This is a genomic window from Campylobacter sp. JMF_14 EL1 (assembly GCF_027737585.1).
In the GTDB taxonomy this organism is placed as follows: domain Bacteria; phylum Campylobacterota; class Campylobacteria; order Campylobacterales; family Campylobacteraceae; genus Campylobacter_B.
Genome location: NZ_JAOVTW010000004.1, coordinates 72967 through 94094, shown reverse-complemented (window position 1 = coordinate 94094; position 21128 = coordinate 72967). Strand labels below are relative to the sequence as shown.

The window sequence follows — 21128 nt, the reverse complement described above, 5'->3', positions numbered from 1 at the left end:
TTTATAGTCCAACAGCACTTAGGGTTTGGTATTTGTTCATATACACTTGCGCTTCGATTCTTCTCATAGTATCAAGTGCGACCGACACTACGATTAGCACGCTCGTGCCACCGAAATAAAATGGAACACCCATAAATTTGACTAGCAACCATGGAATAACAGTCACCAAGCCTAGATAAATCGAACCCCAAAATGTAAGGCGAGATGCAACATCATTTAAAAATGTCGCTGTGCCCTCACCTGGACGAATTCCAGGGATAAATCCACCTTGTTTTTTCAAATTTTCGCTGATATCTTTGGAATTAAACGCGATTGAAGCGTAAAAATACGCAAAAAATACAACTAAAATAAATGTCAAAAGATTAAAGAAATAGCTACTTGGATTGATAAAGTCAGCTACTTTTTGGACAAAAGAATTTGTGCTAGCAGTCAAAATCGTGCTAGGAAACATCAATACCGCACTAGCGAAAATCGGCGGAATAACACCGCTTAAATTTAGCTTGATTGGCACATAATTCATAATGCGTTTGTTTTGGTTCGCCATTAAAATTTTGCGAGGAAACGAGATTGGAATCCTGCGCTCGCCTAGCTCGACATACAAAATCGCCGCGATTGTAGCAAAAATAATTAAGGCGATTGCGATTAATTTTAAGATATTAAGTTCGCCATTATTTACGAGCTGAACTGTGCCGCCGATCGCTGTCGGTATCGCGCTAACAATACCGGCAAAGATGATTAAGCTCGTGCCGTTTCCAACACCTCTTTGAGTAATCTGCTCGCCAATCCACATCAAAAGCATAGTGCCTACAAGCATAGAAATACACGAAATAAATATAAATTCGTTTGTATTTTCTGCCATGATAGCCTTCGCGCCATTTACGCCCGTAATGCCCTGCAAACCGATACTAACACCGATTGCTTGCACAAGCGCAATAGCGATTGTAGCGTAACGAATAATTTGCATATATTTTTGCATACCGTCGCGCTCTTTTTTTAGTTTGCCTAAATTTGGAAATGTAGCAGATAATAGCTCCATAATAATCGAAGCTGTAATGTATGGCATAATGCCCAGCGAAATGACGCTAAATCTTTCGACCGCGCCACCGCTAAACATATTAAACATACCAAAGGCATTGTCTTTGTTTGTATTGAAAAATTCTTTTATCACCTCAACATCAACGCCCGGCACTGGCACATAAGCCAGTAGCCTGAAAGCAAATAGAAAACCCAATGTAATGAGTATCTTGTTGCGAAGTGTTTTGTTCATTAGTTTTGTCCGCTAAATTTTACATTTTCGTCTTTTATCTTGCTAGCAAGATCTTTTGCACTTGCACCGATAAGTTTTACTACTTTTACAGAGCTAGACATTTTATGAACAGTTCTGATAGTATCAACTGTAATCTCGCTTAGCTCTTTTACAGCTGAAATTTTTTCTACATTGATTACATAAGGTTTTTCAAATCTTGAATAAAAACCAACTTTTGGTAATCTTCTTTGAAGTGGTTGTTGGCCACCCTCAAAACCTCTTTTTTCATGTGAGCCAGTGCGCGCAGTTTGACCTTTGCCGCCTCTGCCCGCTGTTTTGCCAAGACCGCTACCTTGACCACGACCTAGTCTTTTGGTGCTATGAGTAGAGCCTGGTGCTTTTTGAAGATTTTCTAATCCCATCTTAAATCCTTGTTAGTGTTTTAGCATGCTAAGAGCCTTCATTGTAGCTCTTACGACATTTGATGAGTTGTTTGAACCAAGAGACTTAGTCAAAATATCTTTAACGCCTGCAAGTTCTAAAACAGGGCGAACAGATCCGCCTGCGATTACGCCGGTACCTTCGCTAGCTGGTTTAAGTAAAATTCTACTAGCGTTGTATTTAACCTCTACATCGTGAGTGATTGTCGAACCGTTTAGTTTAACCTCGATGATGTTTTTAAACGCATCATCTACGGCTTTTTTAATCGCGTCTGGAACCTCTTTTGATTTTCCAAAACCAAAGCCAACTAAACCATTTCTGTTACCAACAACGATTAGGGCAGTAAATCTAAATCTTCTACCACCTTTTACGACCTTTGTAACCCTACCGATATTAACGATTACTTCTTCGAATTCTTCTCTATTATATTTTTCCACGATAATTCCTTTGGTTTATAGTTTGATGCCGTTTTCGCGTAACGCATCAGCAAAACTTACAATCACTCCGTGATATAAATAACCGTTTCTATCAAAAAGCGCCTCAGAAATGCCTTTATCTTTTAGCTTAGCAGCCAAATCTTTGCCAAGGCTAGCAGCGCCTTCTTTGTTTGCTTTCACACCCAAAGTTTTACCGCTGGCAGCGCATATTGTTTTTCCCTCAACATCATCGATTACTTGCGCATAAACTGTTCTATTTGATTTGAAAATAGAAATTCTAGGGCAAGAGCTAGTGCCGGAAATTTTTGCACGAATTCTTCTTTTTCTCTTAATTCTTAGAGATATTTTTCTTTTTAATACATTTGCTGTCATTTCTCAACCCTTATTTTTTAGATGTTTTACCGGCTTTGCGGATAATATGCTCTTCGACATATTTTACACCTTTGCCTTTGTATGGCTCAGGTGGTCTAAATCCTCTAATCTCAGCAGCGACTTGACCAACTTTTTGTTTATCGTCGCCTTTGATTGTGATGATGTTTTTATCTACTGAAATTTCAATACCTGCTGGTGAATCGAAATTTATCGGATGAGAAAAACCTAGGTTTAGCTCTAAAACTTTGCCTTTCATCGCAGCTCTGTAACCAACGCCGTTGATTTCAAGCTGTTTTGTGAAGCCGTCAGTTAGGCCAATAACGATGTTGTTAGCTAGCGCACGGTATGTTCCCCAATACGCTCTGCTTTGTCTATCTTCACCTTTTGGTGAAAACGAAATTTGGCCATCTTCGATTTTAACATCGACATTGCCCTTTAAATCAAGGACTCTTTCGTTGTTTGCTTTTTTAAATTTTAAAGATGAACCATCGATTTTTACCTCTACTCCGTTTGGAATAGAGATAGGTTTTTTACCAATTCTTGACATAATTTTCCTTTTTATTTGTCTAGGGTATGACTACTTTTACGAATGGATACCACAATGCCATAAAAAGTAGAACTTTTTACCAAATAGTGCAAAGCACTTCGCCGCCAACGCCAGCTTTACTAGCTTCGATACCGCTCATAACGCCTTTGCTAGTGCTAACAACTACTGTTCCATAACCATTTTTAAATCTTTTGATCTCGTCTTTACCTTGATAAACACGGCGTCCAGGTTTTGAAACTCTTTTTACTTCGTTGATTACACTTCTGCCTTTTTCATCATATTTTAAAACAACATTGATGAATTTTTTGTTTCCCTCTTCTACTACATTGTAGCTCTCGATATAGCCCTTTTGAGCTAAAATTTTAAGAGTAGCCTCTACAACATTTGAGTGAAACAATTTAGCAGTGTCTAAGCGTCTCATAGCTGCATTTCTAATGCGGGTTAATCCGTCTGAAATAAGATCATTTACCATATCTACTCCTTCTTACCAGCTAGCTTTTTTAAGGCCAGGGATTAGACCCTCATTAGCCATTTTTCTTAAACATACACGGCAAATTCCAAAATCTCTATAAACAGAGTGCGGACGACCGCAAATTTGGCATCTTGTATATGCACGAGAGCTGAATTTAGCAGGGCGTTTTGCCTTAGCTATCATTGATTTTTTTGCCATATTACTTTCCTTTTGCGAAAGGCATGCCAAATAATTCTAGCAATTTAAACGCCTCTTTATCGCTATTTGTTGTAGTTACGATTGTAATGTTCATACCGTGAGTTCTTAGGATATTATCATACTCTACCTCAGGGAACATTAATTGCTCTTGCAAACCGAAGTTATAGTTACCGCGACCATCAAAGCCATTGCGTGCAACACCACGGAAGTCTTTTACTCTTGGTAATGCGATTGAGATAAGTTTATCAAAAAACGCATACATTTGCTCTTTGCGCAATGTAACCATAATACCGACAGGAAATCCCTCTCTAACTTTAAAACCAGCAACTGATTTTTTTGCATTTACAATAAGTGCTTTTTGACCTGCAATCAAAGAGATTGTATCGGCCATGTTTTGAAGCACTTTTTGATCTTTGCCAGATTCGCCTACACCAACGCTAATTACGATTTTTTCAAGTGCCGGAATTAGCATAGGATTTTTTATATCAAATTCTTTTTGTAAAGCTGGTCTAATTGACTCAACATATTTAGTTTGTAATCTGTTCATAATCAACCCTCAACCAATGCGACATTTGAAATATCCATAGGCATTTCTTTGTTTGTGAAACCGCCACTTGGATTTTGCTCAGTTGGTTTAACAGCTTTTTTAGCTATTTTACAACCCTCAACTATAACTTGTGATTTTTTAGGGAAAACAGCTTTTACAACGCCAGTTTTGCCTTTATCATCACCTGCGATAATTTTTACTTGATCGCCTTTTTTAATCTTAAATTTCACTGCCATTATAGAACCTCCGGAGCCAATGAAACGATTTTCATAAAACCGCCGTATCTGACTTCTCTACCGATTGGGCCAAAAATACGAGTGCCAATCGGCTCTTTTTTTGCATCCAAAATTACAGCTGCATTTTCATCAAATCTAATCAAAGAGCCATTTCCTCTGTGAAGCTCTTTTTTTGTTCTAACGACGACGGCTTTTACAACTTGACCGCGTTTAATCTTGCCATTTGGTAGAGCTTTTTTTACAGAACAAACTATAATATCGCCTACTGTTGCATAGCGGCGTTTGCTACCACCCAAAACTTTAATACACATAAGTTCTTTTGCACCGCTGTTATCAGCTACTGCAAGTCTTGTAAAACTTTGTATCATTATTCAACTCCTGTTTTCAAAACCGCTTTTAAGCGAAATGTTTTTTTCGCACTAAGTGGTCTGCACTCAACTGCTGATATAGTATCGCCGATTTTGACGATATTGTTCTCGTCATGGATAAGATATTTTTTAAATCTTTTGACGATTTTTCTATATCTTGGGTGGATAACTCTTCTCTCTACCAAAATAGTAGCAGTTTTATTGCCCGCTTTTTTTACGACTATGCCTTGAATTTCTCTTTTAAATGCCATAACTCTATCCTTATTTTGCTTTTATAGCAGTATTGATTCTAGCGATATCTTTTTTAATCGCACGAATTTCATTAGGATTGCTTAACTGCATTGTTTTAAGCTTTTGCTTAGCCGTAAATAAAAGCAACTTATTATCTTTTAACATCTTATTTAGCTCAGCTAAATCTTTATCTTTCAAATCAGTATATTTCATTTTCGCTATCCCTAGTTACAATTTTTGTTTTGAAAGGTAATTTGTGGATTGATAGCGTAAGAGCTGCTCTTGCTTGCTCCTCACTTACACCAGTCATCTCGAAAATCATTCTGCCTGGTTTGATATTCATTACCCACTCTTCTACACCAGCTTTACCTTTACCCATACGAGTTTGTAGAGGTTTTTTAGTAAGTGGTTTATCAGGAAATACCTTAATCCAAATTTTAGCTTGGCGATTTACATAGCGAGTCATCGCGATACGAGCTGCTTCGATTTGGCGTGAATTAATTCTACCTGCTTCAACAGCTTTGATACCAAAATCACCAAATGTCAAAGCATTACCGCGAGTTGCGTAGCCGCGATTGCGACCTTTCATCATCTTACGATATTTTGTTCTTTTAGGCATCAACATGGCTATTTACCTCTTCTTGTTCTGCGTGGTTTTTTAGAAGCTTCTTCTGTTTTTTCAGCTTGAATTCCTTTTTGCAAAATTTCGCCTTTGAAAATCCAAACTTTAATACCGATATTTCCGTATGTAGTATGAGCCTCAGCAAAACCATAATCGATTTTTGCTCTTAGAGTATGAAGTGGAACGCGTCCCTCTAAATACCACTCTGTGCGAGCCATTTCAGCGCCACCCAAGCGGCCAGAAACTGAAATTTTAATACCTTTTGCGCCTGCTTTTTGCGCACCTTGAATTACTTTTTTCATAGCGCGTCTAAATGCAACCCTGCGCTCTAATTGCATAGCTACATTTTCAGCTGCCAAAAGTGCATTAGCGCCGACTTTGCGCTCTTCTTTGATGTTTAAATTCACATCTTTATTTACTAGTTTAACAACTTCGGCTCTTAAATTCTCTACTTCGCCACCTTTTTTACCGATGATAACACCTGGGCGAGCTGCAACGATAGTTACGCGAACTTTTTTAGCTGTTCTTTCAACAAGAATTTGGCTAATTCCTGCGTAATAAAGTTTAGCTTTTAGGAATTTACGGATTTTGTAATCCTCGCCGATGTTTTCTGATAGTGTTGATTTAGCAGGAAACCATCTTGATTCCCAGTTTCTATTGATACCTAGTCTTAAACCAATCGGATTAACTTTTTGTCCCATACTACGCTTCCTTACTTGGTTTTGCTACTTCAACGCTAATGTGTGAAGTTGGCTTTCTGATTCTGCTTGCTGTTCCACGAGCGCGTGGTCTAAATCTTTTTAGAACTGGACCAGCATCTACGCGACAACTTTTTACTATAACTTCCTCTGGTTCAAAACCGCCATTAGCAACTGCGCTTGAAATAGCAGTAGCGATATATTTTGCACCACGATTTGGAGTGAATTCCAATGTAGCAAGTGCAAATTCAGCGTTCATGCCTTGAACTTGTTTTGCGATAAGTCTTGCCTTAGTCGGTGAAAGGCGAACAAATTTGATAGTTGATTTACTCATTTATTTCCCCTTATTTACCGATTTTCTTTTGAACTGAGCCTTTGTGGCCTTTGAAAGTTCTAGTAGGAGCAAACTCACCTAATTTATAACCAATGTGGTGTTCTGTAACATACACTGGGATAAAATTTTTGCCATTATGCACATTAAATGTTAGTCCAATCATATCAGGAACGATTGTGCTGCGTCTTGACCAAGTTTTAATTGGTTTGTTATCGTTAGCAGCCTTTGCAGCTACTACTTTTTTCATTACATGATCATCTACGAAAGGACCTTTTTTAAGCGATCTAGCCATTTTTATTTTCCTTTCTTTCTAGAAATTATAAGCTTATCACTAGCTTTTTTACGACGAGTTTTCGCACCTTTTGTAGGTTTGCCCCATGGAGTAACTGGGTGACGACCTGAATTTTTCTTGCCTTCACCACCACCGTGTGGGTGATCTACTGGGTTCATAGCAGAACCTCTGGTTTGTGGGCGAATTCCTCTGTGGCGATTGCGACCAGCTTTTCCTAGAACGACATTGGCCCAGTCTTCGTTACCAACAACGCCGATAGTAGCCATACACTCAGCCAAAACTCTTCTCATCTCACCGCTTGGCAAACGAAGGATTACATATTTTTCCTCTTTACCCATTAGTTGAGCATATCCACCAGCAGATCTTGCCATTTGAGCGCCTTTGCCAGGTTTTAGCTCGATATTGTGCAAGATAGTTCCCACTGGGATACTTTTCATTTTCATTGCGTTGCCTGGTTTGATATCTAGTCCTGCCTCAGCAGAAGCAACGACATCGCCTACATTTAATTCATTTGGTCTGATGATATAGCGTTTCTCGCCATCAGCATAAGAGATCAAAGCGATTCTACAATTTCTGTTTGGATCGTATTCGATAGCCTCTACTTTACCTGGAATTCCAAATTTTCTTCTTTTGAAATCGATAATTCTGTAAAGTTTGCTAGCACCAGCTTCTTTATGGCGGCTTGTAATGCGACCATTATTGTTTCTACCAGCAGCGGCTGGGATTTTTACAAGTAGGCTTCTAACGCTTGCTTTTGCAGTGATATCATCGCTGCTAAGGCCTGTCATAAATCTTCTACTTGGAGTATATGGTTTGTATGTTTTAATCGCCATCTTACGCCTCCGCATTTTCTAGGGTTGCACCCTCTGGAAGTTTGACATAAAATTTCTTTACATCATCTCTTACGCCTAATCTTCCTCTAAATCTTTTAACTTTACCATCTTGGCGCAATGAATTTACTTTTACAGGCACGATGCCAAAGTATTCTTTCAAAACGCTTTTTAGTCCATTTTTAGTCATTGACGGACTTGTTTGGATAACAACTACGCCACTTTCTTGTAGGCCAAGAGACTTTTCTGTATAAAGTATAGTTTTGATATCTGTTATATCTGCCATTTTAGTCCTCTTTCACCAATGTTTCAAATGCAGCTTTTTCGCATACGATTGAGCTATATACTGCAACCAAATAAGCATTTACTTCGCTAGCATCAACTACATAGCAATTTTTCAAATTTCTGTATGCTAAAAGTGTTTGTGCATCTAGCTCGTTTTTAACGATTAAAGCATCTCTTACACCTAGTTTTTCGATAAATTTAGCAGCGTCTTTTGTTTTGCCGCTTTCTACGCTTAGGTTATCGAAAACATAAAATTTGCCCTCGTTTGCCTTTTCGTTCATAGCAAATTCAAGCGCAAGGCGTTTTTGTTTTTTATTGACTTTTTGCTCGTAGTTTCTGTTGTTTGTCGGACCAAATGCAACCGCACCGCCAACCCAAACATTTGTTCTAGTCGAACCAGCTCTTGCACCGCCACGACCTTTTTGACGCCATGGTTTTTTGCCACCACCGCTAACTTCTGAACGACCTTTTGTTTGTGCCGTATTTGCACGAAGTGAAGCAAGGTAAGATTTTACATATAAATATAAATTGTGCGAATTTACCTCTGCATATTTTGCAGGAAGCTCGATTTCGCTAGCTTTTTCTAATTTTTCATTAAGAACGCTTACTTTACTCATTTTACTATCCTTATTCTGCCCATTGCACCATTAAATCCTGGGATAGAACCTTTTACTACCAAAATTTTATTCTCAGCATCGAAGCTTACTATCTCGTTTTTAGCAGTGATTGTCTCATTGCCTGTGTGACCTGCCATTCTCATACCTGGTTGGACGCGACCTGGCCACTCGCAGTTTCCGATAGAACCTGGTCTTCTGTGGAAGCGTGAGCCATGAGCTGCTGGACCGCCAGAGAAACCGTGGCGTTTGATAACACCTTGGAAACCTTTACCTTTTGAAGTAAAAGTAACTTTTACGATTTTAGCTGAGCTTAATACTTCTGTGCTTTGATCGCCAACCTCAGCATTTTCGACATTTAGTGTCGCGAATTTGTTAAATTCTTTGCTTAGGCTATATTTTTTCTGAATTCCTGCGATAGATTTGTTGTATGCTTTGCCGTTAGCGTAAGCTACGATAGCTTGCTTGTCGTTGCATACTTCGCAAATTTTAGTATTAATAAGCTTTAAAAGCGTTACAGGCGTGCTTTTGATGCCGACTGTTCTACTCATGCCTATTTTTTCTACGATATATTCCATACTTTAACTCCTTATTTGCCCATCGCATGAACTTCGACATTAACTTCTGGGGCTAAGTCAAGTTTAGTTAGCGAATCAACTGTATCAGGGGTTGCCGCTACGATATCTAGCATACGAGCGTGAATTCTCATCTCAAACTGCTCTCTCGAATCTTTGTTAATGTGTGGAGATTTCAAGACTGTGTAGCGTTTGATCTTCGTAGGCATTGGAACTGGACCTCTCACATCGGCGCCTGTTCTCTTGACGGCTTCTACAATTGCCGCAACTGTGCGATCTAAAACCCTATGGTCATAAGCTTTTAACTTTAACCTGATTTTTTGCATCTGCTTTCCTTAAAAAGAACTTGTCACAACGCGTGACCTTTTGCCTTAAAAACAAAAGACTGGGATTATATGAAAAAGGCAAAATTTTGTCAAGAAATTCGGTGAATTTTATAAAATTTTTTCCTTTTTATAAGGAAATATTCTGAAATTTAGAGCAAAATTTTTGAAATTTTAAAATTTTGTAAATTTTGCTGAATTTATTTCCTTTTAATAAGGAAAATTTTAAAATGCGTTTTATGCAAAATTTAGAATATTTTTATGACAATCCGCCAGAAGAGGCGAAATTTATCGCTAGAAAAACCTCCATTGATACGCCCAAAACTATACTTTATGGCGCACTTGGGGCTGGGAAAAGTTTGATTTTGTTTGATTATATTTCAAATTTCAAAAAGGGCGAGTTTTTGTATGTAAATTTCGCAGATTTGCGCTATGAATTTTTAAATCTAAGCGATGAATTTAATAAAATTTTTAAATTTTTAGAGCAAAATTCGCAGATTATCGCACTTTTTTTGGATAATTTAGATGAAATTTCGCTGGGCGAAATTTCGCATTTGCAAAATTTGCTAAACTCTGGCGCCTCGCAAAATTTGCAAAGCATTATCATCTCTACGCGCAAAAGTAGCTTTGAGCTAGCAAATTTTGCAAAGCTAAAAATTACGCCACTTTGTTTTGAGGAATTTATCGCTTTTGATAAACGACACAGCGAAATAAACGCCATTATTTCGGCATTTTTCTCGCAAGGCGGGAGTGTGGGTGGCTCGCTTTTGCACTCAGCAGGGAGCATAAATTCCGAACAAAATGCGCTAAAATCGGCTCTAAGCGCAAACGAAATTAAAATTTTAAAAGAGTGCGCGGCTTTCGTCGCAGCGTCATTTAGCGCGAATAAAATTTATACAAATTTAAAAGAAAAAATCCGCATTTCAAAGGACAGCGTCTATGCCGCCATAGCGAAATTTGACGATGAAAATTTCATAAATTTTATCCCAAAATTTGGCGATGAAAAAGCGACGAAAAAGATGTTTTTTTCGAATTTCAATCTCAAAGAAATTCTCGGTTTCAAAAAGGATTTTGTGAAAAAATTTTTAAACGCCGTGTATTGCGAGCTGGCAAATTTGGGCGCGCCCATTTATTACACCAAGGATTTGGATTTTTACCTGCCAAGCCGAAATTTAGGGGTTTTGGTCGTGCCATTTAGCGCGAGTGAGATTGTGTTTTTGAGATTTAAAAAGCTGATTTTGGAGCTAAAACGGCTCAAAATCACGCGCCTTGCCGTGATCTCCATGGCAAATACAGGCGCGCTTGAAATCGAGGGGATAAAGTGCGAAGTCGTGCCGTTTCACAGCTTCGCACTGGGACTTTGATTATTTTATAATGATTTTGCCTTTATTTTTTGAATTTCTCAATTGACCTGCTTCATGTGTTCCTATATACTTTTTGAATGCTATTTCGCAGTATGATGTGCTCTTGATTTCTAACTCATTTTCGTTTTTTATTGCAAAATCGACACAAATTGTATCATCCACTTTTATTGGTATTGGCAGTTTGGTCATACTTTGAATATCTGGGACAAATTTACCATGCGAGTCGTAATAATGAATAAAATCTAGCACATACTTAGATGCATTGCGTTTTAATGCTATTATTTCTCTCTCAGTGCGTTCCATATCTTCTCTTACTGCTGTTTTTGCATTTGCGCAATCCTTTGCGGTTTTTTCACTCATCCGCTCCATTTTATTGCACTCACCCACACGATCTACGGCGATGCTCCAATTAGCGGCAAAATATTCAACCGTTCTAGGGTCTTCCTCCCAGCAACCACTCAAACCAAATCCCACAGCCGCCACAAGGCTAAGAGTTAAAATTCTTTTCATATTTTTCCTTTGAAATGAAATTAAAATTTTCATTTTATCGTTTTTTTTTTTTTTGTTTTGCTTAAAGTTAGCTGAAATTTTGGAATTTTATTGAATTTTAAAATTTTGCTTACGCAACCTTGTAATACTGCGCCGAAATTTTACCTTTTATTATAAATGCAAAATTTTGCATTTAAATGTCATTGCGAGGAGCGGTAGCGACGAAGCAATCTACAAAGCTAAAATAAATAGTATAACAAATAGTAGAATTTTTGAATTTCATGGGTTTTTGGAATTTCAAAATTCTGCCATTTTTGCGACTGGTAATTTATGCTTTGTAGATTGCCACGGAATTTTGCTGGCGCAAAATCCCTCGCAATGACACTTAGAAGCGAAATATAAAATTCCTTAGATTGCTTCGACAATGGTGCAAATTTGCTCGCTATTGTCATTGCGAGGAGCGGTAGCGACGAAGCAATCTACAAAGTCAAAATAAACAATATGGTAAATGGCAAAATTTTTGAATTTCATGGGTTTTTGGAATTTCAAAATTTTGCCATTTTTGCGGTTGGTAATTTATGCTTTGTAGATTGCCGCGGAATTTTGCTGGCGCAAAATCCCTCGCAATGACACTTAGAAGCGAAATATAAATTTCCTTAGATTGCTTCGGCAATGGTGCAAATTTACTTCGATTTGTCATCACAAGGCGCAGGTTTCGCGCGCAATCGCAACCTGCTATAACTTCGCGCCAAATTCTACTATTTCACCCCTGCTTTGGCCTCATCTGCCTTTTTTTGACGCCTTATTTCTTTATCGCACTCGCCTAATCTCCCTAAGGCTTCCACGAAATTATCGTGAAACTCACTCTCGCTAGATTTGCTTTCTAGCAGCGCAAACGCCTTATCTGCCTGCTCAAATTTAGCTTTTATCTCTGGCGTGATTTGCACGCCATTAGTGATTTTGTTGATATCAGAAAATATCTCGCCCCGCTTCGCCCGGATTCTTAGCTCTTCTTTTTCTATGCTAGCATACACGCTAAACATACTTGCACTCCCTCTGCCACTATCTTTGAAAGATCTTTGGCGCAAAATATCCATAGTGCGTATCCTCATGGCGCTTTTGCACGCATACACGCCAGCTCCACTACCCTCTTTTATATATGGTGGCTCGTTTAGTCCGTTTTCGTTCATGATAAAAACCGCGCACTCGTTATCGTCGCCACAGCCCGCAAGCCCCATAGCCACGCAAACTGCAAAGCCAAATTTAAGAAATTTTTTCATTTTAATCCTTGATAAATTTATGAAATTTTGAAATTTTAGCCCGAATTTGGCGCAAATTTCGCAAAATTCACGCCAAATCAAATTTAATAAACCGAAATTTCGACCAAATTTCCGTCTGGATCGTATAGATACACGCTTTTCATCTTGCCAAGCGCGCCGGTTCGCTCCACGGGTCCTAGCTCGATTTTAGCGCCACGAGTGATGATTTCGCGCGCGATTTCATCGATGTTGCCTTGCGCGATTAGGCAAAAATCAGCCGAGCCGTAGGTTTGATTTTTCGCTACGGGTAGAAATTCGGCTAGTTTTTGGTGGACATTGATTTTAGAATCTCCGAATTTCACAGCCATTTTGGCGCCATTTTGCACGATTTCAAGCCCCAAAATTTCGCCGTAAAATTTCAGCGTCGCCTCTAAATTTGCGCTTAAAATCACAAAGTGATCGATATTTTTGATTTTCACAATCTCCCCTTACGCGATAAAATCGCCGTCGAAAAGGTGTCTGACATCGCCTGATATGCACGCAGTCTCGCCACGCATTTTTACGCCGATTTTTTCGCCACTCACGCACGCCATATTTGCGTTTTCGCTCAGATTATAGTGCGCTCTGCCCGCGATATATGCGCTAGCTATACCAGTTCCGCATGATAGCACCTCTTTTTTCGCGCCGTGTGCGTATGTGCGAACTCTAACCCCCGTGTTACTCATCTCAGCATAACTTACATTGGCATTAAATTTCTCGCTAAACTCGGTAGCTAGGGTGTGGTTGTATGCGCTCAAATCTTTGACAAAGGTTACGACATTTGGCATACCGACCTCGTATAAATACCACATGTGGCCATTGCTCATAAATCCCTCGCCAAGGCGATTGACATTATCAAACTCGACCTCGACATTTGCTGTGATTGCGCGGTTTGAGCCCATGCCATAAATTTGACCAAAATTCGAATCTCGTTTTTTTGTGCCAAAACTCACGCTTCTGCCTGTGTCAAATCCACGAATTTCGCCGTTTATTACATTGGCGTCGTTTTTGAATTTCACATTTTTGCCAGATAAAAATCGCTCGTAAGCATACATACACACAACCATTGCGGCGTTTGCGCTTATCGGGCTTCTAGTGCCGTCTGGGTTGTAAAACTCCACAATGATATTATTGTCGTTGCTTCCAGGGGTTTTTTGGTTGCTTAACGAAATAAATCCGTTGGCTCCGATACCCTCTGCACGGTTGCAAAGCACCCTAGCTAGACTGCCACGCTCGGCACTTTGTGAAAACTCGACTACTACAAAATCATTTCCACATGCGTTATACTTTGAAAAATTCAACTTATCTCCTTTAAAAATTTTTTCACATTTTTTTCAAGTGTTATTTTATCGCTAACATTTTCTATAACAAAATTTGCGTTTGCACGCTTAAATTCGATATCTGCTTGCAAACTAACGCGAAGCGTGGCCTGCTCACGCGTTAGTGCGTTTCGCTCCATAATGCGTGTTATAAGCAAGTCGTGTGGGGCATATACGACTACGATTTTGTCGAATTCATCGTATTTTTGGCGCTCGAAATACAGCGGAATATCGGCAAAAAACGGTTTATTTAGGTGTTCTAAAATTTCAGATTGTCTTAGAATTTCATCTTTGATTTTTGGGTGCAAGATTGCTTCTAGTTTGGCAAGCTCTGACTTGTCATTAAAGACCAAATCGCCTAGCTTTTTCCTGCGGATTCGCACGGATTTGCCGTCTTTTATGATGTATTCATTGCCAAAAATTTTTGAAATATCTATCCAGGATTTATCAAGTAGCTGGTGCGAGATTTCGTCTGCGTCGATGATTTGATAGCCTAAATCACGCAAAATTTTACTAACGCTAGATTTGCCAGATCCTATCGAGCCTGTGATTACATAACCATTTTTATATGCCATTTCACACCCCTTTATAGCGTTTTTATGCAATTTTAGCTAAAATAATTTAATTTTCTAATAAATCCAAAAAAAGGAAAAACCGTGATTAGCTACAAAGAAGCAGGTGTCGATATCGACGCAGGAAATGAGTTTGTGCAAAGTATAAAACCCCTAGTCAAATCCACAATGACCCCAGGCGTGATTGGCGGAATTGGCTCATTTAGCGGTGCGTTCGCGCTACCAAGCGGGTATAAAAAACCAGCGATTTTAGGCGCAACGGATGGCGTAGGCACCAAACTTCGCCTAGCAATCGACACAGACAAGCTTGACGGCGTGGGTATCGATCTAGTCGCAATGTGCGTCAATGACCTCATCTGCAACTTCGCTACACCGCTATTTTTCCTAGATTATTATGCTACGGCAAAATTAGAAATTGCAAGCGCAAAACGCGTAGTAGCAGGTATAGCCGAGGGCTGCAAAATGGCTAAGTGTGCGCTAATCGGTGGCGAGACAGCCGAAATGCCGTCGATGTATGAGGGCAAAGATTTCGATTTGGCTGGTTTTGCCGTAGGAATAGCCGAGCAAGACGAGATAGATCGCACGAAATTTGTAGAGCGTGGCGATGTTTTGATCGCTTTGCCAAGTAGCGGTTTGCACTCAAACGGCTTTTCGCTAGCGCGCAGAGTAGTTTCTGAGCTAGGGCTGAAATTTGACGAGAAAATCGGCGAAAAAACCCTAATCGACACGCTTTTAGAACCAACTAGAATTTATGTAAAAGAGTTTTTGGCACTGAAAGATAAAATTCACGCCTGCGCGCATATCACGGGTGGCGGTTTGGTAGAAAATCTGCCTCGTGTATTCCCTGCTGGGCTTGGTGCGAAAATCGAGAAAAACGCAATCAAAACGCCTGAGATTTTTAAAATTTTAGCCAAAAAGGTCGAAGCAGCCGAAATGGAGCGCACATTTAATAACGGCGTGGGTTTGGTGTTAGTCGCACCGAAGGCTAACGCTGATTTTGTGTTAGCTAACACTGACGGATATGTTATCGGCGAAGTATGCGAAGGAAATGGCGTAATAATGGCGTAAATCACGCGCTAACAAAAACTAACAAATTTATGAAAAATTTCGTTTTTTGTTTGGTTTTGTGTGTTAGTGCGTTTGCTAACACACAAATTTCAGGGCTCGAAAAAGAGTGCGAGGCTGGGAATTTAGATAAATGCTTTGAGTTGGCGACAAATTTAGAAAATAGTTGCGAAAAAACCAAAAATTTTGAAGTTGGCGCAAAAGCCATAAAATACTATGAAAAAATATGTAATTCGGATGAAACCTTTTTTTATGGCGCTTGCCTGAGGTTAGCAGGTATTTACATAAGAGGCAACTGCACACAGAAAAATTCAGCAAAAGCACTAAAATATCTAAAACTATGTTGCGATAAAGAGCATGCCGATAATGCTTGCAGTGTTTATCAAAGAGGGTTGGCATCGGTCGAACATTTCAGAAGCAAGTGTAAAAACGGCGAACAAAGTGCCTGTGAGTGGCTAAAATCAAATGGATATTAAATTAAATTTTGGCGAAATTTTAAAATTCCGCCAAATTTCAAACTATTTTGCTAGATCAAAAATCTCTTTCACAGCTTTTGCGTCGTATTGTGGTAAGCCCCATTTTGGCGCGTCTCGCACGATGATTTCCATGACTTCGCCTACATTGCTATCATCAATTTTTACCGCACCAAGTGTCGTTGGGGTGCCGATTTTATCAAACCACGCTTTAAGCGCGTCAATTCCAGCCTCTGCGCTATCAAGCCCAAAAATTTCTTTGGCAAAGCGCGCAAATTTGGCTTCATTATTTTTCTTATACCATTTCATCCACGCTGGCATTATCACGCTTAACCCCGCTCCGTGCGCACAATCGACCACCGCGCTCATTGCATGTTCTAACATGTGATTTGGGTAGCTATAACCGCTCACGCCCACATAAGTTAGCCCATTTAGCGCCATTGTCGCAGCCCATGCGAAATCGCCCCTAGCCTCGTAATCATCAGGGTTTTTAAGCAAAATTTCGGTTGTTTTCATAACGGTTTTTATGTTTGCTTCGATATACATATCGATGATTTCAGGGTGTTTTGTGGCTGTGAAATAGCCCTCGATTGAGTGTGCGATGATATCGCTAGCCGAATACACCAAATACTCAGGCGTTACGGTAGCTTGAAGCTCTGGGTTTATGATTGAGACTTTTGGGAACAAAGCTGGGCCATCTATGCCAAATTTTTGCTTTGTCGCTTCGTTTGTGACTACGCCGCCTCTATTCATCTCAGAACCAGTCGCGGCAAGTGTGATAATGTCAAAAATCATAAGTGCTTTTTGAACCTCTTTTGCGAAGAAAAAGTCCCACACATCGCCCTCATAGCACGCTCCTGCCGCGATTGCCTTACAGCTATCTAGCACGCTTCCACCACCGATTGCTAGCACGCTATCTGCGCCGAAATCTTTCGCGATTTTCACGCCCTCATGGACTTTGCTAAGCACTGGATTGCTTTTGACCCCGCCAAGCTCGGTGTATTCTATGCCGTGCGCTTTGAGCGAATTTATGGCTGTATCGAAAAGCCCAGATTTTTTCACTCTATCGCTTCCATAGACGACAAGCGCCTTTTTCGCGCCGTATTTTGCCATATACTCGCCGATATTTTTCTCTTTGCCCTTGCCGAATTCGACCTGCACAGGGTTTTTAAAACTGAAATTTTCCATAATTCTCCTTTAAAAAATTTCGCACATTATAACCGAATTTACAAAATTCTTATAGACAAATTTTACAAATTTATTGCCTAATTCTGCAAAATTTAAAATTCTTTGCTAAAATAAATCAAAATTTCAAAAGGGGTAAAAATGAAAGATAAAAACAAAATTTTAGATGAAATTGCAAATTTTATTGATAAAAATTATCCAAATTACGGCGTTATAGATACACAAATCGAGCAGATTAAATTTTACCGCGCAGACGAAACTACCGAGTTTCGCAGCGGAATTTACAAGCCTAGTATCTGTATCGCTCTACGCGGAAACAAGCTAGTGAAATTTAACGGCAAAGAATATTTTTATAATAAAGACCAATTCATGCTCACCCCTACTCACATACCGATTTCGGGCAGGGTTACGCAATGCCCACTTTTGTCAATTATTGTCGAATTTAAAGTCGATGATTTGGCAGAGGCGATCAAAAACATAAATTTCACCCCGTCGAAAAAAAAGCTAAAAGAGAGCCTGTATGTGAGCAAAATCAGCTTCGATTTGGCTGATTCTATCGCTAGGCTGGTGCATTTGCTAGAACGAGGTGGCGCGCACAGCGAGTATTTGGTAAATCTATCTATAAAAGAGGTTTTGTATTCGCTGATGAATGGCGATGAGGGAGCTGTGAATTTCTTATACAAATTTATCCTAAACGGCACCATGCAAAACCAAATCGCACACGCTATCAGCGAGATTTCGGCGCATTTTAACGAAGCGATAAATATGAGCGATTTGGCTGAAAAAATCGGCATTAGTGTTTCGTCTTTTTACCACAATTTCAAAAAATTTACCGCCCTTTCGCCGCTAGAATTTCAAAAGCGAATTAGGCTAGAAGAGGCGAAATTTATGCTTCTAAATACCACGACTTCGGTCTCGCAAGTGGCATTTGATGTGGGCTATGAGAGCACAAGTCAGTTTAGCAGAGAATACGCGCGCATGTATGGACTGCCCCCAAAAGCGCATATCCAAACGCTAAAAGAATTGACGCTGAGCTAAAATCGGTGTAATTTAAAATCGTATAAAAAAATGGTGTCAAGAGAGAGACTTGAACTCTCGACCTCCGGCTTATGAGACCAGCGCTCTAACCAGCTGAGCTACCTTGACACATTGTAGGAAAAATGGAGTTTATCCAAATTTTACTTATATAAAATTTAAAAAGCGCAAAATTTTAAATATAATTTATGCTAAAATAGCAAAATTTCATTTTCAAAGGGAAAATATGGGCGGTTTTACTATTTTTTTAATCATAACCCTAGTTTTAATTTTTAGCATTATTGGGATTTATAACTCTTTGATTGCCAAGCGAAATCAGGTCGCAAATATCGCTTCTAGCGTCGATACACAGCTCAAAAAACGCTACGATTTGATCCCGAATTTAGTCGCTTCTGTCAAGGCATATCTAACGCACGAGCGCGAAGTATTGAGCAAAATCACGGCTTTGCGAAGCGAGGCGATGAGCGCCACAAACGACGCGCAAAAATTCGCCCTAAACGCCGAACTCTCGCGCACTCTTGGCTCACTAAAAATCGCTGTGGAAAACTACCCAGAGCTAAAAGCCAACGAAAATGTCCTTCACCTCCAAGCCACGCTAAGCGAAGTCGAAGAGCAAATCAGCGCAGCCAGACGCGCTTACAACGGCGCAGTTATGGTGTATAACAACGCATGCGAAATGTTTCCCACAAACCTCATCGCTAGCTTTTTTCACTTCAAAAAAAGCGAATTTTTCGCCGCCGATGAGAGCGAAAAACGCGCGCCAAATTTATCAGAAATGCTAAAATAATGGAAAAAATTTTAAAATTTAAAAACGAAGAAATTATCCAAAATTTGGAAATTTTAGAAAAAAAGCGCGCAAAAATCGCCAAATATTTACGCATTTTAAAGGTCGCTTCCTTTGCTCTGATTTTCGTCCTGCTCCCCGTTTTGCTACGATTTGTGCCTGATTTGCTCATTTCTAGCATAATTTGCGTTTTTGCCTCGCTTATGTTTTTTAGTATTTCGCACGCTAGGCTTATAACGCCCTTTAACGCGCGCTTTAAAGACGAAATCCTAAGCCTAATCGCCAAAGACGAAAATTTAAGCTACGAGCGCAAGAGATTTTTCGAATTCGCCGAATTTAACGCGCCCGGGTTTTACGAAAGCGGTTTTAGCGTGTATAGGGGCGATGATTTTTTCGCCGGCGAGATCGAGGGCGTGAGGGCTAGCTTTTGTGATATTTATCTCGCCAAACAAACACACACTAACCAAAAACAAACGCCCAAACTAACAACCCTGTTTTACGGCATAACGCTCATAGCCGAATTTAACCAAAATTTCGCCTCCACGCTCCATGTCATCGACACTAACGCCAGAGCTAACTCACACCTAAAACGCGTTAGTATGGATAACGCTGAGTTTGAGCAGTATTTCCGCACATATTCAAATGATCCTATCAGCGCGCATTACATACTAACACCCAAATTTATGGAGCAATTGATCGCACTAAGGGATTATTTCAAAGCTCCACTTAGCCTAGCGTGCGAGGGAGGTAAAATTTGGCTATATATCGCGCTTGGTAAAAACAGCTTCGAGCCAAATATTTCATATCCACTTCTTGGCGAAAACTCCCCAGCCGTCACGCTAAAAAAGGAGTTGGAAAAATTTAAAATTTTGGCTAAAATTTTGAAAAATAATCAAAAAGCATTTGTGGAGAAAATATGAGTATAGTATCGTTTGAGCTGAAAAAAAAGACGATTTTAGAAAATGAAGTGAGCGCGAAAAAACGGCTAATTATCGTCGTTTGTGTGGTTTGTGCGCTGGCGTTTTTGATTTTAAGTGGCGGATATTCGCTGAAATTTAAAATCATTTTGGGCTGTTTGATTGGGATTTGCGGGATTTTGGCGCACTCGTATTTTGACAAAAACCAAAAACAGCACTTCTCGGCTCTGCTCGACAAGGCGTTTGACAATGAAATTTTGCTCTGGATCGCCAAGGAAACTGGGCTTACTTTTAAGCCATTTGGCGCATTTTTTTTAGAGGATTTAAGCTCGCTTCCGATTAAAAAAGACGCTAACACATGCGTTTGCAAACGATCACTAGTAGGCAAAGTAGAGGAAATCGAGGCGAAATTTGGCGACGCTGCGCTAACACGGGCTAACAAACGAAAAAAAAGTTTGTTAGGGCTCGATAAATTCGAGTGGGGGCGCATAAATGACGGCAAAATTTACACTGGATTTATAGCGAAATTTGACTATCCGCTCGCCTTTGCTAGCGATTTTTCGGCGATTGGCAAGGGTGAGTTTATGCTCCAAACCCCGCACCTCAAACTCCAAAAGGCAAATATCGCCAAGTCCGATATTTTCGACATTTACGCTGGCGAGAATTTTGACAGCGAGGTTTTAAAAGACGGCAAAATCCTAACCACGCTCGAACTCATCAGCATTAGCCTAAACTCCCCAGTGCAAATGCACGCTGTGAGCAACTCCGTATTTATCGCGGTTTCGAACGACACGCTCTTTACTCGCATAGACACGAACCAAAACGCAAATGTGATTTTAAGCATAAATATGATGATAGAAATCGCGCGAAATCTCGCTCCCTTCGCCACTAGCGAAATCAAAGTGAGCGAAGAGCCAAAAATCACAGCCTTGCTAAATGAAATGCGCTCTTAGCGAAAT

33 protein-coding genes, 1 tRNA gene and 1 pseudogene are annotated in these 21128 nt (G+C 39.8%); 7 read left to right on the top strand and 28 right to left on the bottom strand.

The window, feature by feature from the left end; translation table 11 throughout:
* Window position 1: 1 nt before the first annotated feature.
* The 21 genes and pseudogenes from secY to rpsJ form a co-directional block, all read right to left on the bottom strand.
* A complete protein-coding gene (gene secY / locus OFN73_RS06290; RefSeq protein WP_270858559.1) occupies window positions 2–1267 on the bottom strand; it encodes a preprotein translocase subunit SecY in 1266 nt (421 codons plus the stop codon).
* A complete protein-coding gene (gene rplO / locus OFN73_RS06285; protein WP_270858560.1) occupies window positions 1267–1668 on the bottom strand; it encodes a 50S ribosomal protein L15 in 402 nt (133 codons plus the stop codon). The genes secY and rplO overlap by 1 nt, the downstream gene beginning before the upstream one ends.
* 12 nt (window positions 1669–1680) lie before the next feature.
* Entirely contained in the window at window positions 1681–2124 is a 444-nt protein-coding gene (rpsE, locus tag OFN73_RS06280; protein WP_270858561.1) for a 30S ribosomal protein S5, read from the bottom strand.
* A gap of 15 nt (window positions 2125–2139) precedes the next feature.
* A complete protein-coding gene (gene rplR, locus OFN73_RS06275) occupies window positions 2140–2496 on the bottom strand; it encodes a 50S ribosomal protein L18 (protein WP_270858562.1) in 357 nt (118 codons plus the stop codon).
* Between the two features lie 10 nt (window positions 2497–2506).
* Window positions 2507–3043, bottom strand: coding sequence for a 50S ribosomal protein L6 (rplF, locus tag OFN73_RS06270; protein WP_270858563.1), 537 nt, complete (start codon window positions 3041–3043; stop codon window positions 2507–2509).
* A 76-nt stretch (window positions 3044–3119) separates the two neighbouring features.
* Complete coding sequence (rpsH, locus tag OFN73_RS06265; protein WP_270858564.1) at window positions 3120–3515, bottom strand: 30S ribosomal protein S8; 396 nt, start codon at window positions 3513–3515, stop codon at window positions 3120–3122.
* A 12-nt stretch (window positions 3516–3527) separates the two neighbouring features.
* A complete protein-coding gene (locus OFN73_RS06260; protein ID WP_270858565.1) occupies window positions 3528–3713 on the bottom strand; it encodes a type Z 30S ribosomal protein S14 in 186 nt (61 codons plus the stop codon).
* 1 nt (window position 3714) lies between these two features.
* The gene (gene rplE, locus OFN73_RS06255; protein WP_270858566.1) at window positions 3715–4260 is read right to left on the bottom strand and encodes a 50S ribosomal protein L5; all 546 of its coding nucleotides are present in this window, start codon (window positions 4258–4260) and stop codon (window positions 3715–3717) included.
* Window positions 4261–4262: 2 nt separating this feature from the next.
* The gene (rplX, locus tag OFN73_RS06250; protein ID WP_270858567.1) at window positions 4263–4496 is read right to left on the bottom strand and encodes a 50S ribosomal protein L24; all 234 of its coding nucleotides are present in this window, start codon (window positions 4494–4496) and stop codon (window positions 4263–4265) included.
* Window positions 4496–4864 carry a 50S ribosomal protein L14 gene (rplN, locus tag OFN73_RS06245; protein ID WP_270858568.1) on the bottom strand — a complete coding sequence of 123 codons (369 nt, stop codon included), beginning with the start codon at window positions 4862–4864 and terminating at the stop codon, window positions 4496–4498. Before rplN ends, rplX begins: the two co-directional genes overlap by 1 nt.
* Window positions 4864–5115, bottom strand: a complete 252-nt coding sequence (gene rpsQ / locus OFN73_RS06240; protein ID WP_270862704.1) for a 30S ribosomal protein S17 — start codon at window positions 5113–5115, stop codon at window positions 4864–4866. The genes rplN and rpsQ overlap by 1 nt, the downstream gene beginning before the upstream one ends.
* Before the next feature lie 10 nt (window positions 5116–5125).
* Window positions 5126–5308: a 50S ribosomal protein L29 gene (rpmC, locus tag OFN73_RS06235; RefSeq protein WP_270858570.1), complete on the bottom strand. Its 183-nt coding sequence runs from the start codon at window positions 5306–5308 to the stop codon at window positions 5126–5128.
* Complete coding sequence (rplP, locus tag OFN73_RS06230; RefSeq protein WP_270858571.1) at window positions 5295–5720, bottom strand: 50S ribosomal protein L16; 426 nt, start codon at window positions 5718–5720, stop codon at window positions 5295–5297. Before rplP ends, rpmC begins: the two co-directional genes overlap by 14 nt.
* A 2-nt stretch (window positions 5721–5722) precedes the next feature.
* Entirely contained in the window at window positions 5723–6418 is a 696-nt protein-coding gene (gene rpsC, locus OFN73_RS06225) for a 30S ribosomal protein S3 (RefSeq protein ID WP_270858572.1), read from the bottom strand.
* A gap of 19 nt (window positions 6419–6437) precedes the next feature.
* A pseudogene (gene rplV, locus OFN73_RS06220) lies at window positions 6438–6749 on the bottom strand (50S ribosomal protein L22); the annotation flags it as partial.
* Between the two features lie 10 nt (window positions 6750–6759).
* Entirely contained in the window at window positions 6760–7041 is a 282-nt protein-coding gene (gene rpsS / locus OFN73_RS06215; RefSeq protein WP_270858573.1) for a 30S ribosomal protein S19, read from the bottom strand.
* A 2-nt stretch (window positions 7042–7043) separates the two neighbouring features.
* Window positions 7044–7874 carry a 50S ribosomal protein L2 gene (rplB, locus tag OFN73_RS06210; RefSeq protein ID WP_270858574.1) on the bottom strand — a complete coding sequence of 277 codons (831 nt, stop codon included), beginning with the start codon at window positions 7872–7874 and terminating at the stop codon, window positions 7044–7046.
* Between the two features lies 1 nt (window position 7875).
* A complete protein-coding gene (locus OFN73_RS06205; protein ID WP_270858575.1) occupies window positions 7876–8157 on the bottom strand; it encodes a 50S ribosomal protein L23 in 282 nt (93 codons plus the stop codon).
* Window position 8158: 1 nt separating this feature from the next.
* Window positions 8159–8773 carry a 50S ribosomal protein L4 gene (gene rplD, locus OFN73_RS06200; protein ID WP_270858576.1) on the bottom strand — a complete coding sequence of 205 codons (615 nt, stop codon included), beginning with the start codon at window positions 8771–8773 and terminating at the stop codon, window positions 8159–8161.
* Window positions 8770–9348, bottom strand: coding sequence for a 50S ribosomal protein L3 (gene rplC, locus OFN73_RS06195; protein WP_270858577.1), 579 nt, complete (start codon window positions 9346–9348; stop codon window positions 8770–8772). Before rplC ends, rplD begins: the two co-directional genes overlap by 4 nt.
* Before the next feature lie 11 nt (window positions 9349–9359).
* Window positions 9360–9671: a 30S ribosomal protein S10 gene (rpsJ, locus tag OFN73_RS06190; protein ID WP_270858578.1), complete on the bottom strand. Its 312-nt coding sequence runs from the start codon at window positions 9669–9671 to the stop codon at window positions 9360–9362.
* 236 nt (window positions 9672–9907) lie between these two features.
* Between rpsJ and OFN73_RS06185 the strand changes: the two genes are divergently transcribed.
* Window positions 9908–11032 (top strand): AAA family ATPase, encoded by a 1125-nt coding sequence (locus tag OFN73_RS06185; RefSeq protein ID WP_270862703.1) that lies wholly within the window; start codon window positions 9908–9910, stop codon window positions 11030–11032.
* Here the strand turns inward: OFN73_RS06185 and OFN73_RS06180 are convergent, their stop codons facing one another.
* The 5 genes from OFN73_RS06180 to coaE form a co-directional block, all read right to left on the bottom strand.
* The gene (locus OFN73_RS06180; RefSeq protein ID WP_270862702.1) at window positions 11033–11542 is read right to left on the bottom strand and encodes an EexN family lipoprotein; all 510 of its coding nucleotides are present in this window, start codon (window positions 11540–11542) and stop codon (window positions 11033–11035) included.
* A gap of 737 nt (window positions 11543–12279) precedes the next feature.
* The gene (locus OFN73_RS06175) at window positions 12280–12801 is read right to left on the bottom strand and encodes a hypothetical protein (RefSeq protein WP_270862701.1); all 522 of its coding nucleotides are present in this window, start codon (window positions 12799–12801) and stop codon (window positions 12280–12282) included.
* Window positions 12802–12884: 83 nt separating this feature from the next.
* Window positions 12885–13259 carry a VOC family protein gene (locus OFN73_RS06170; protein WP_270862700.1) on the bottom strand — a complete coding sequence of 125 codons (375 nt, stop codon included), beginning with the start codon at window positions 13257–13259 and terminating at the stop codon, window positions 12885–12887.
* A gap of 9 nt (window positions 13260–13268) precedes the next feature.
* The gene (locus OFN73_RS06165; protein ID WP_270862699.1) at window positions 13269–14120 is read right to left on the bottom strand and encodes a diaminopimelate epimerase; all 852 of its coding nucleotides are present in this window, start codon (window positions 14118–14120) and stop codon (window positions 13269–13271) included.
* The gene (coaE, locus tag OFN73_RS06160; RefSeq protein ID WP_270862698.1) at window positions 14117–14713 is read right to left on the bottom strand and encodes a dephospho-CoA kinase; all 597 of its coding nucleotides are present in this window, start codon (window positions 14711–14713) and stop codon (window positions 14117–14119) included. Before coaE ends, OFN73_RS06165 begins: the two co-directional genes overlap by 4 nt.
* A gap of 81 nt (window positions 14714–14794) precedes the next feature.
* Between coaE and purM the strand changes: the two genes are divergently transcribed.
* Complete coding sequence (gene purM, locus OFN73_RS06155) at window positions 14795–15778, top strand: phosphoribosylformylglycinamidine cyclo-ligase (protein WP_270862697.1); 984 nt, start codon at window positions 14795–14797, stop codon at window positions 15776–15778.
* Entirely contained in the window at window positions 15748–16251 is a 504-nt protein-coding gene (locus OFN73_RS06150) for a tetratricopeptide repeat protein (protein WP_270862696.1), read from the top strand. Before purM ends, OFN73_RS06150 begins: the two co-directional genes overlap by 31 nt.
* A gap of 42 nt (window positions 16252–16293) precedes the next feature.
* Here OFN73_RS06150 and OFN73_RS06145 read toward each other — a convergent pair whose 3' ends face one another.
* Window positions 16294–17436, bottom strand: coding sequence for an iron-containing alcohol dehydrogenase (locus tag OFN73_RS06145; RefSeq protein WP_270862695.1), 1143 nt, complete (start codon window positions 17434–17436; stop codon window positions 16294–16296).
* Window positions 17437–17574: 138 nt separating this feature from the next.
* Between OFN73_RS06145 and OFN73_RS06140 the strand changes: the two genes are divergently transcribed.
* Window positions 17575–18471 (top strand): AraC family transcriptional regulator, encoded by an 897-nt coding sequence (locus OFN73_RS06140; RefSeq protein ID WP_270862694.1) that lies wholly within the window; start codon window positions 17575–17577, stop codon window positions 18469–18471.
* 31 nt (window positions 18472–18502) lie between these two features.
* On the opposite strand, the gene OFN73_RS06135 is transcribed toward OFN73_RS06140, so the two are convergent.
* Window positions 18503–18579 (bottom strand) — tRNA-Met (locus OFN73_RS06135).
* 115 nt (window positions 18580–18694) lie between these two features.
* Here OFN73_RS06135 and OFN73_RS06130 point away from each other — a divergent pair.
* From OFN73_RS06130 to OFN73_RS06120, 3 genes are read left to right on the top strand one after another with little or no spacing between them, the layout of a single operon-like run.
* The gene (locus OFN73_RS06130) at window positions 18695–19255 is read left to right on the top strand and encodes a LemA family protein (protein ID WP_270862693.1); all 561 of its coding nucleotides are present in this window, start codon (window positions 18695–18697) and stop codon (window positions 19253–19255) included.
* The gene (locus OFN73_RS06125) at window positions 19255–20172 is read left to right on the top strand and encodes a DUF3137 domain-containing protein (RefSeq protein WP_270862692.1); all 918 of its coding nucleotides are present in this window, start codon (window positions 19255–19257) and stop codon (window positions 20170–20172) included. The genes OFN73_RS06130 and OFN73_RS06125 overlap by 1 nt, the downstream gene beginning before the upstream one ends.
* A complete protein-coding gene (locus tag OFN73_RS06120; protein ID WP_270862691.1) occupies window positions 20169–21122 on the top strand; it encodes a hypothetical protein in 954 nt (317 codons plus the stop codon). The genes OFN73_RS06125 and OFN73_RS06120 overlap by 4 nt, the downstream gene beginning before the upstream one ends.
* Window positions 21123–21128 lie beyond the last annotated feature (6 nt).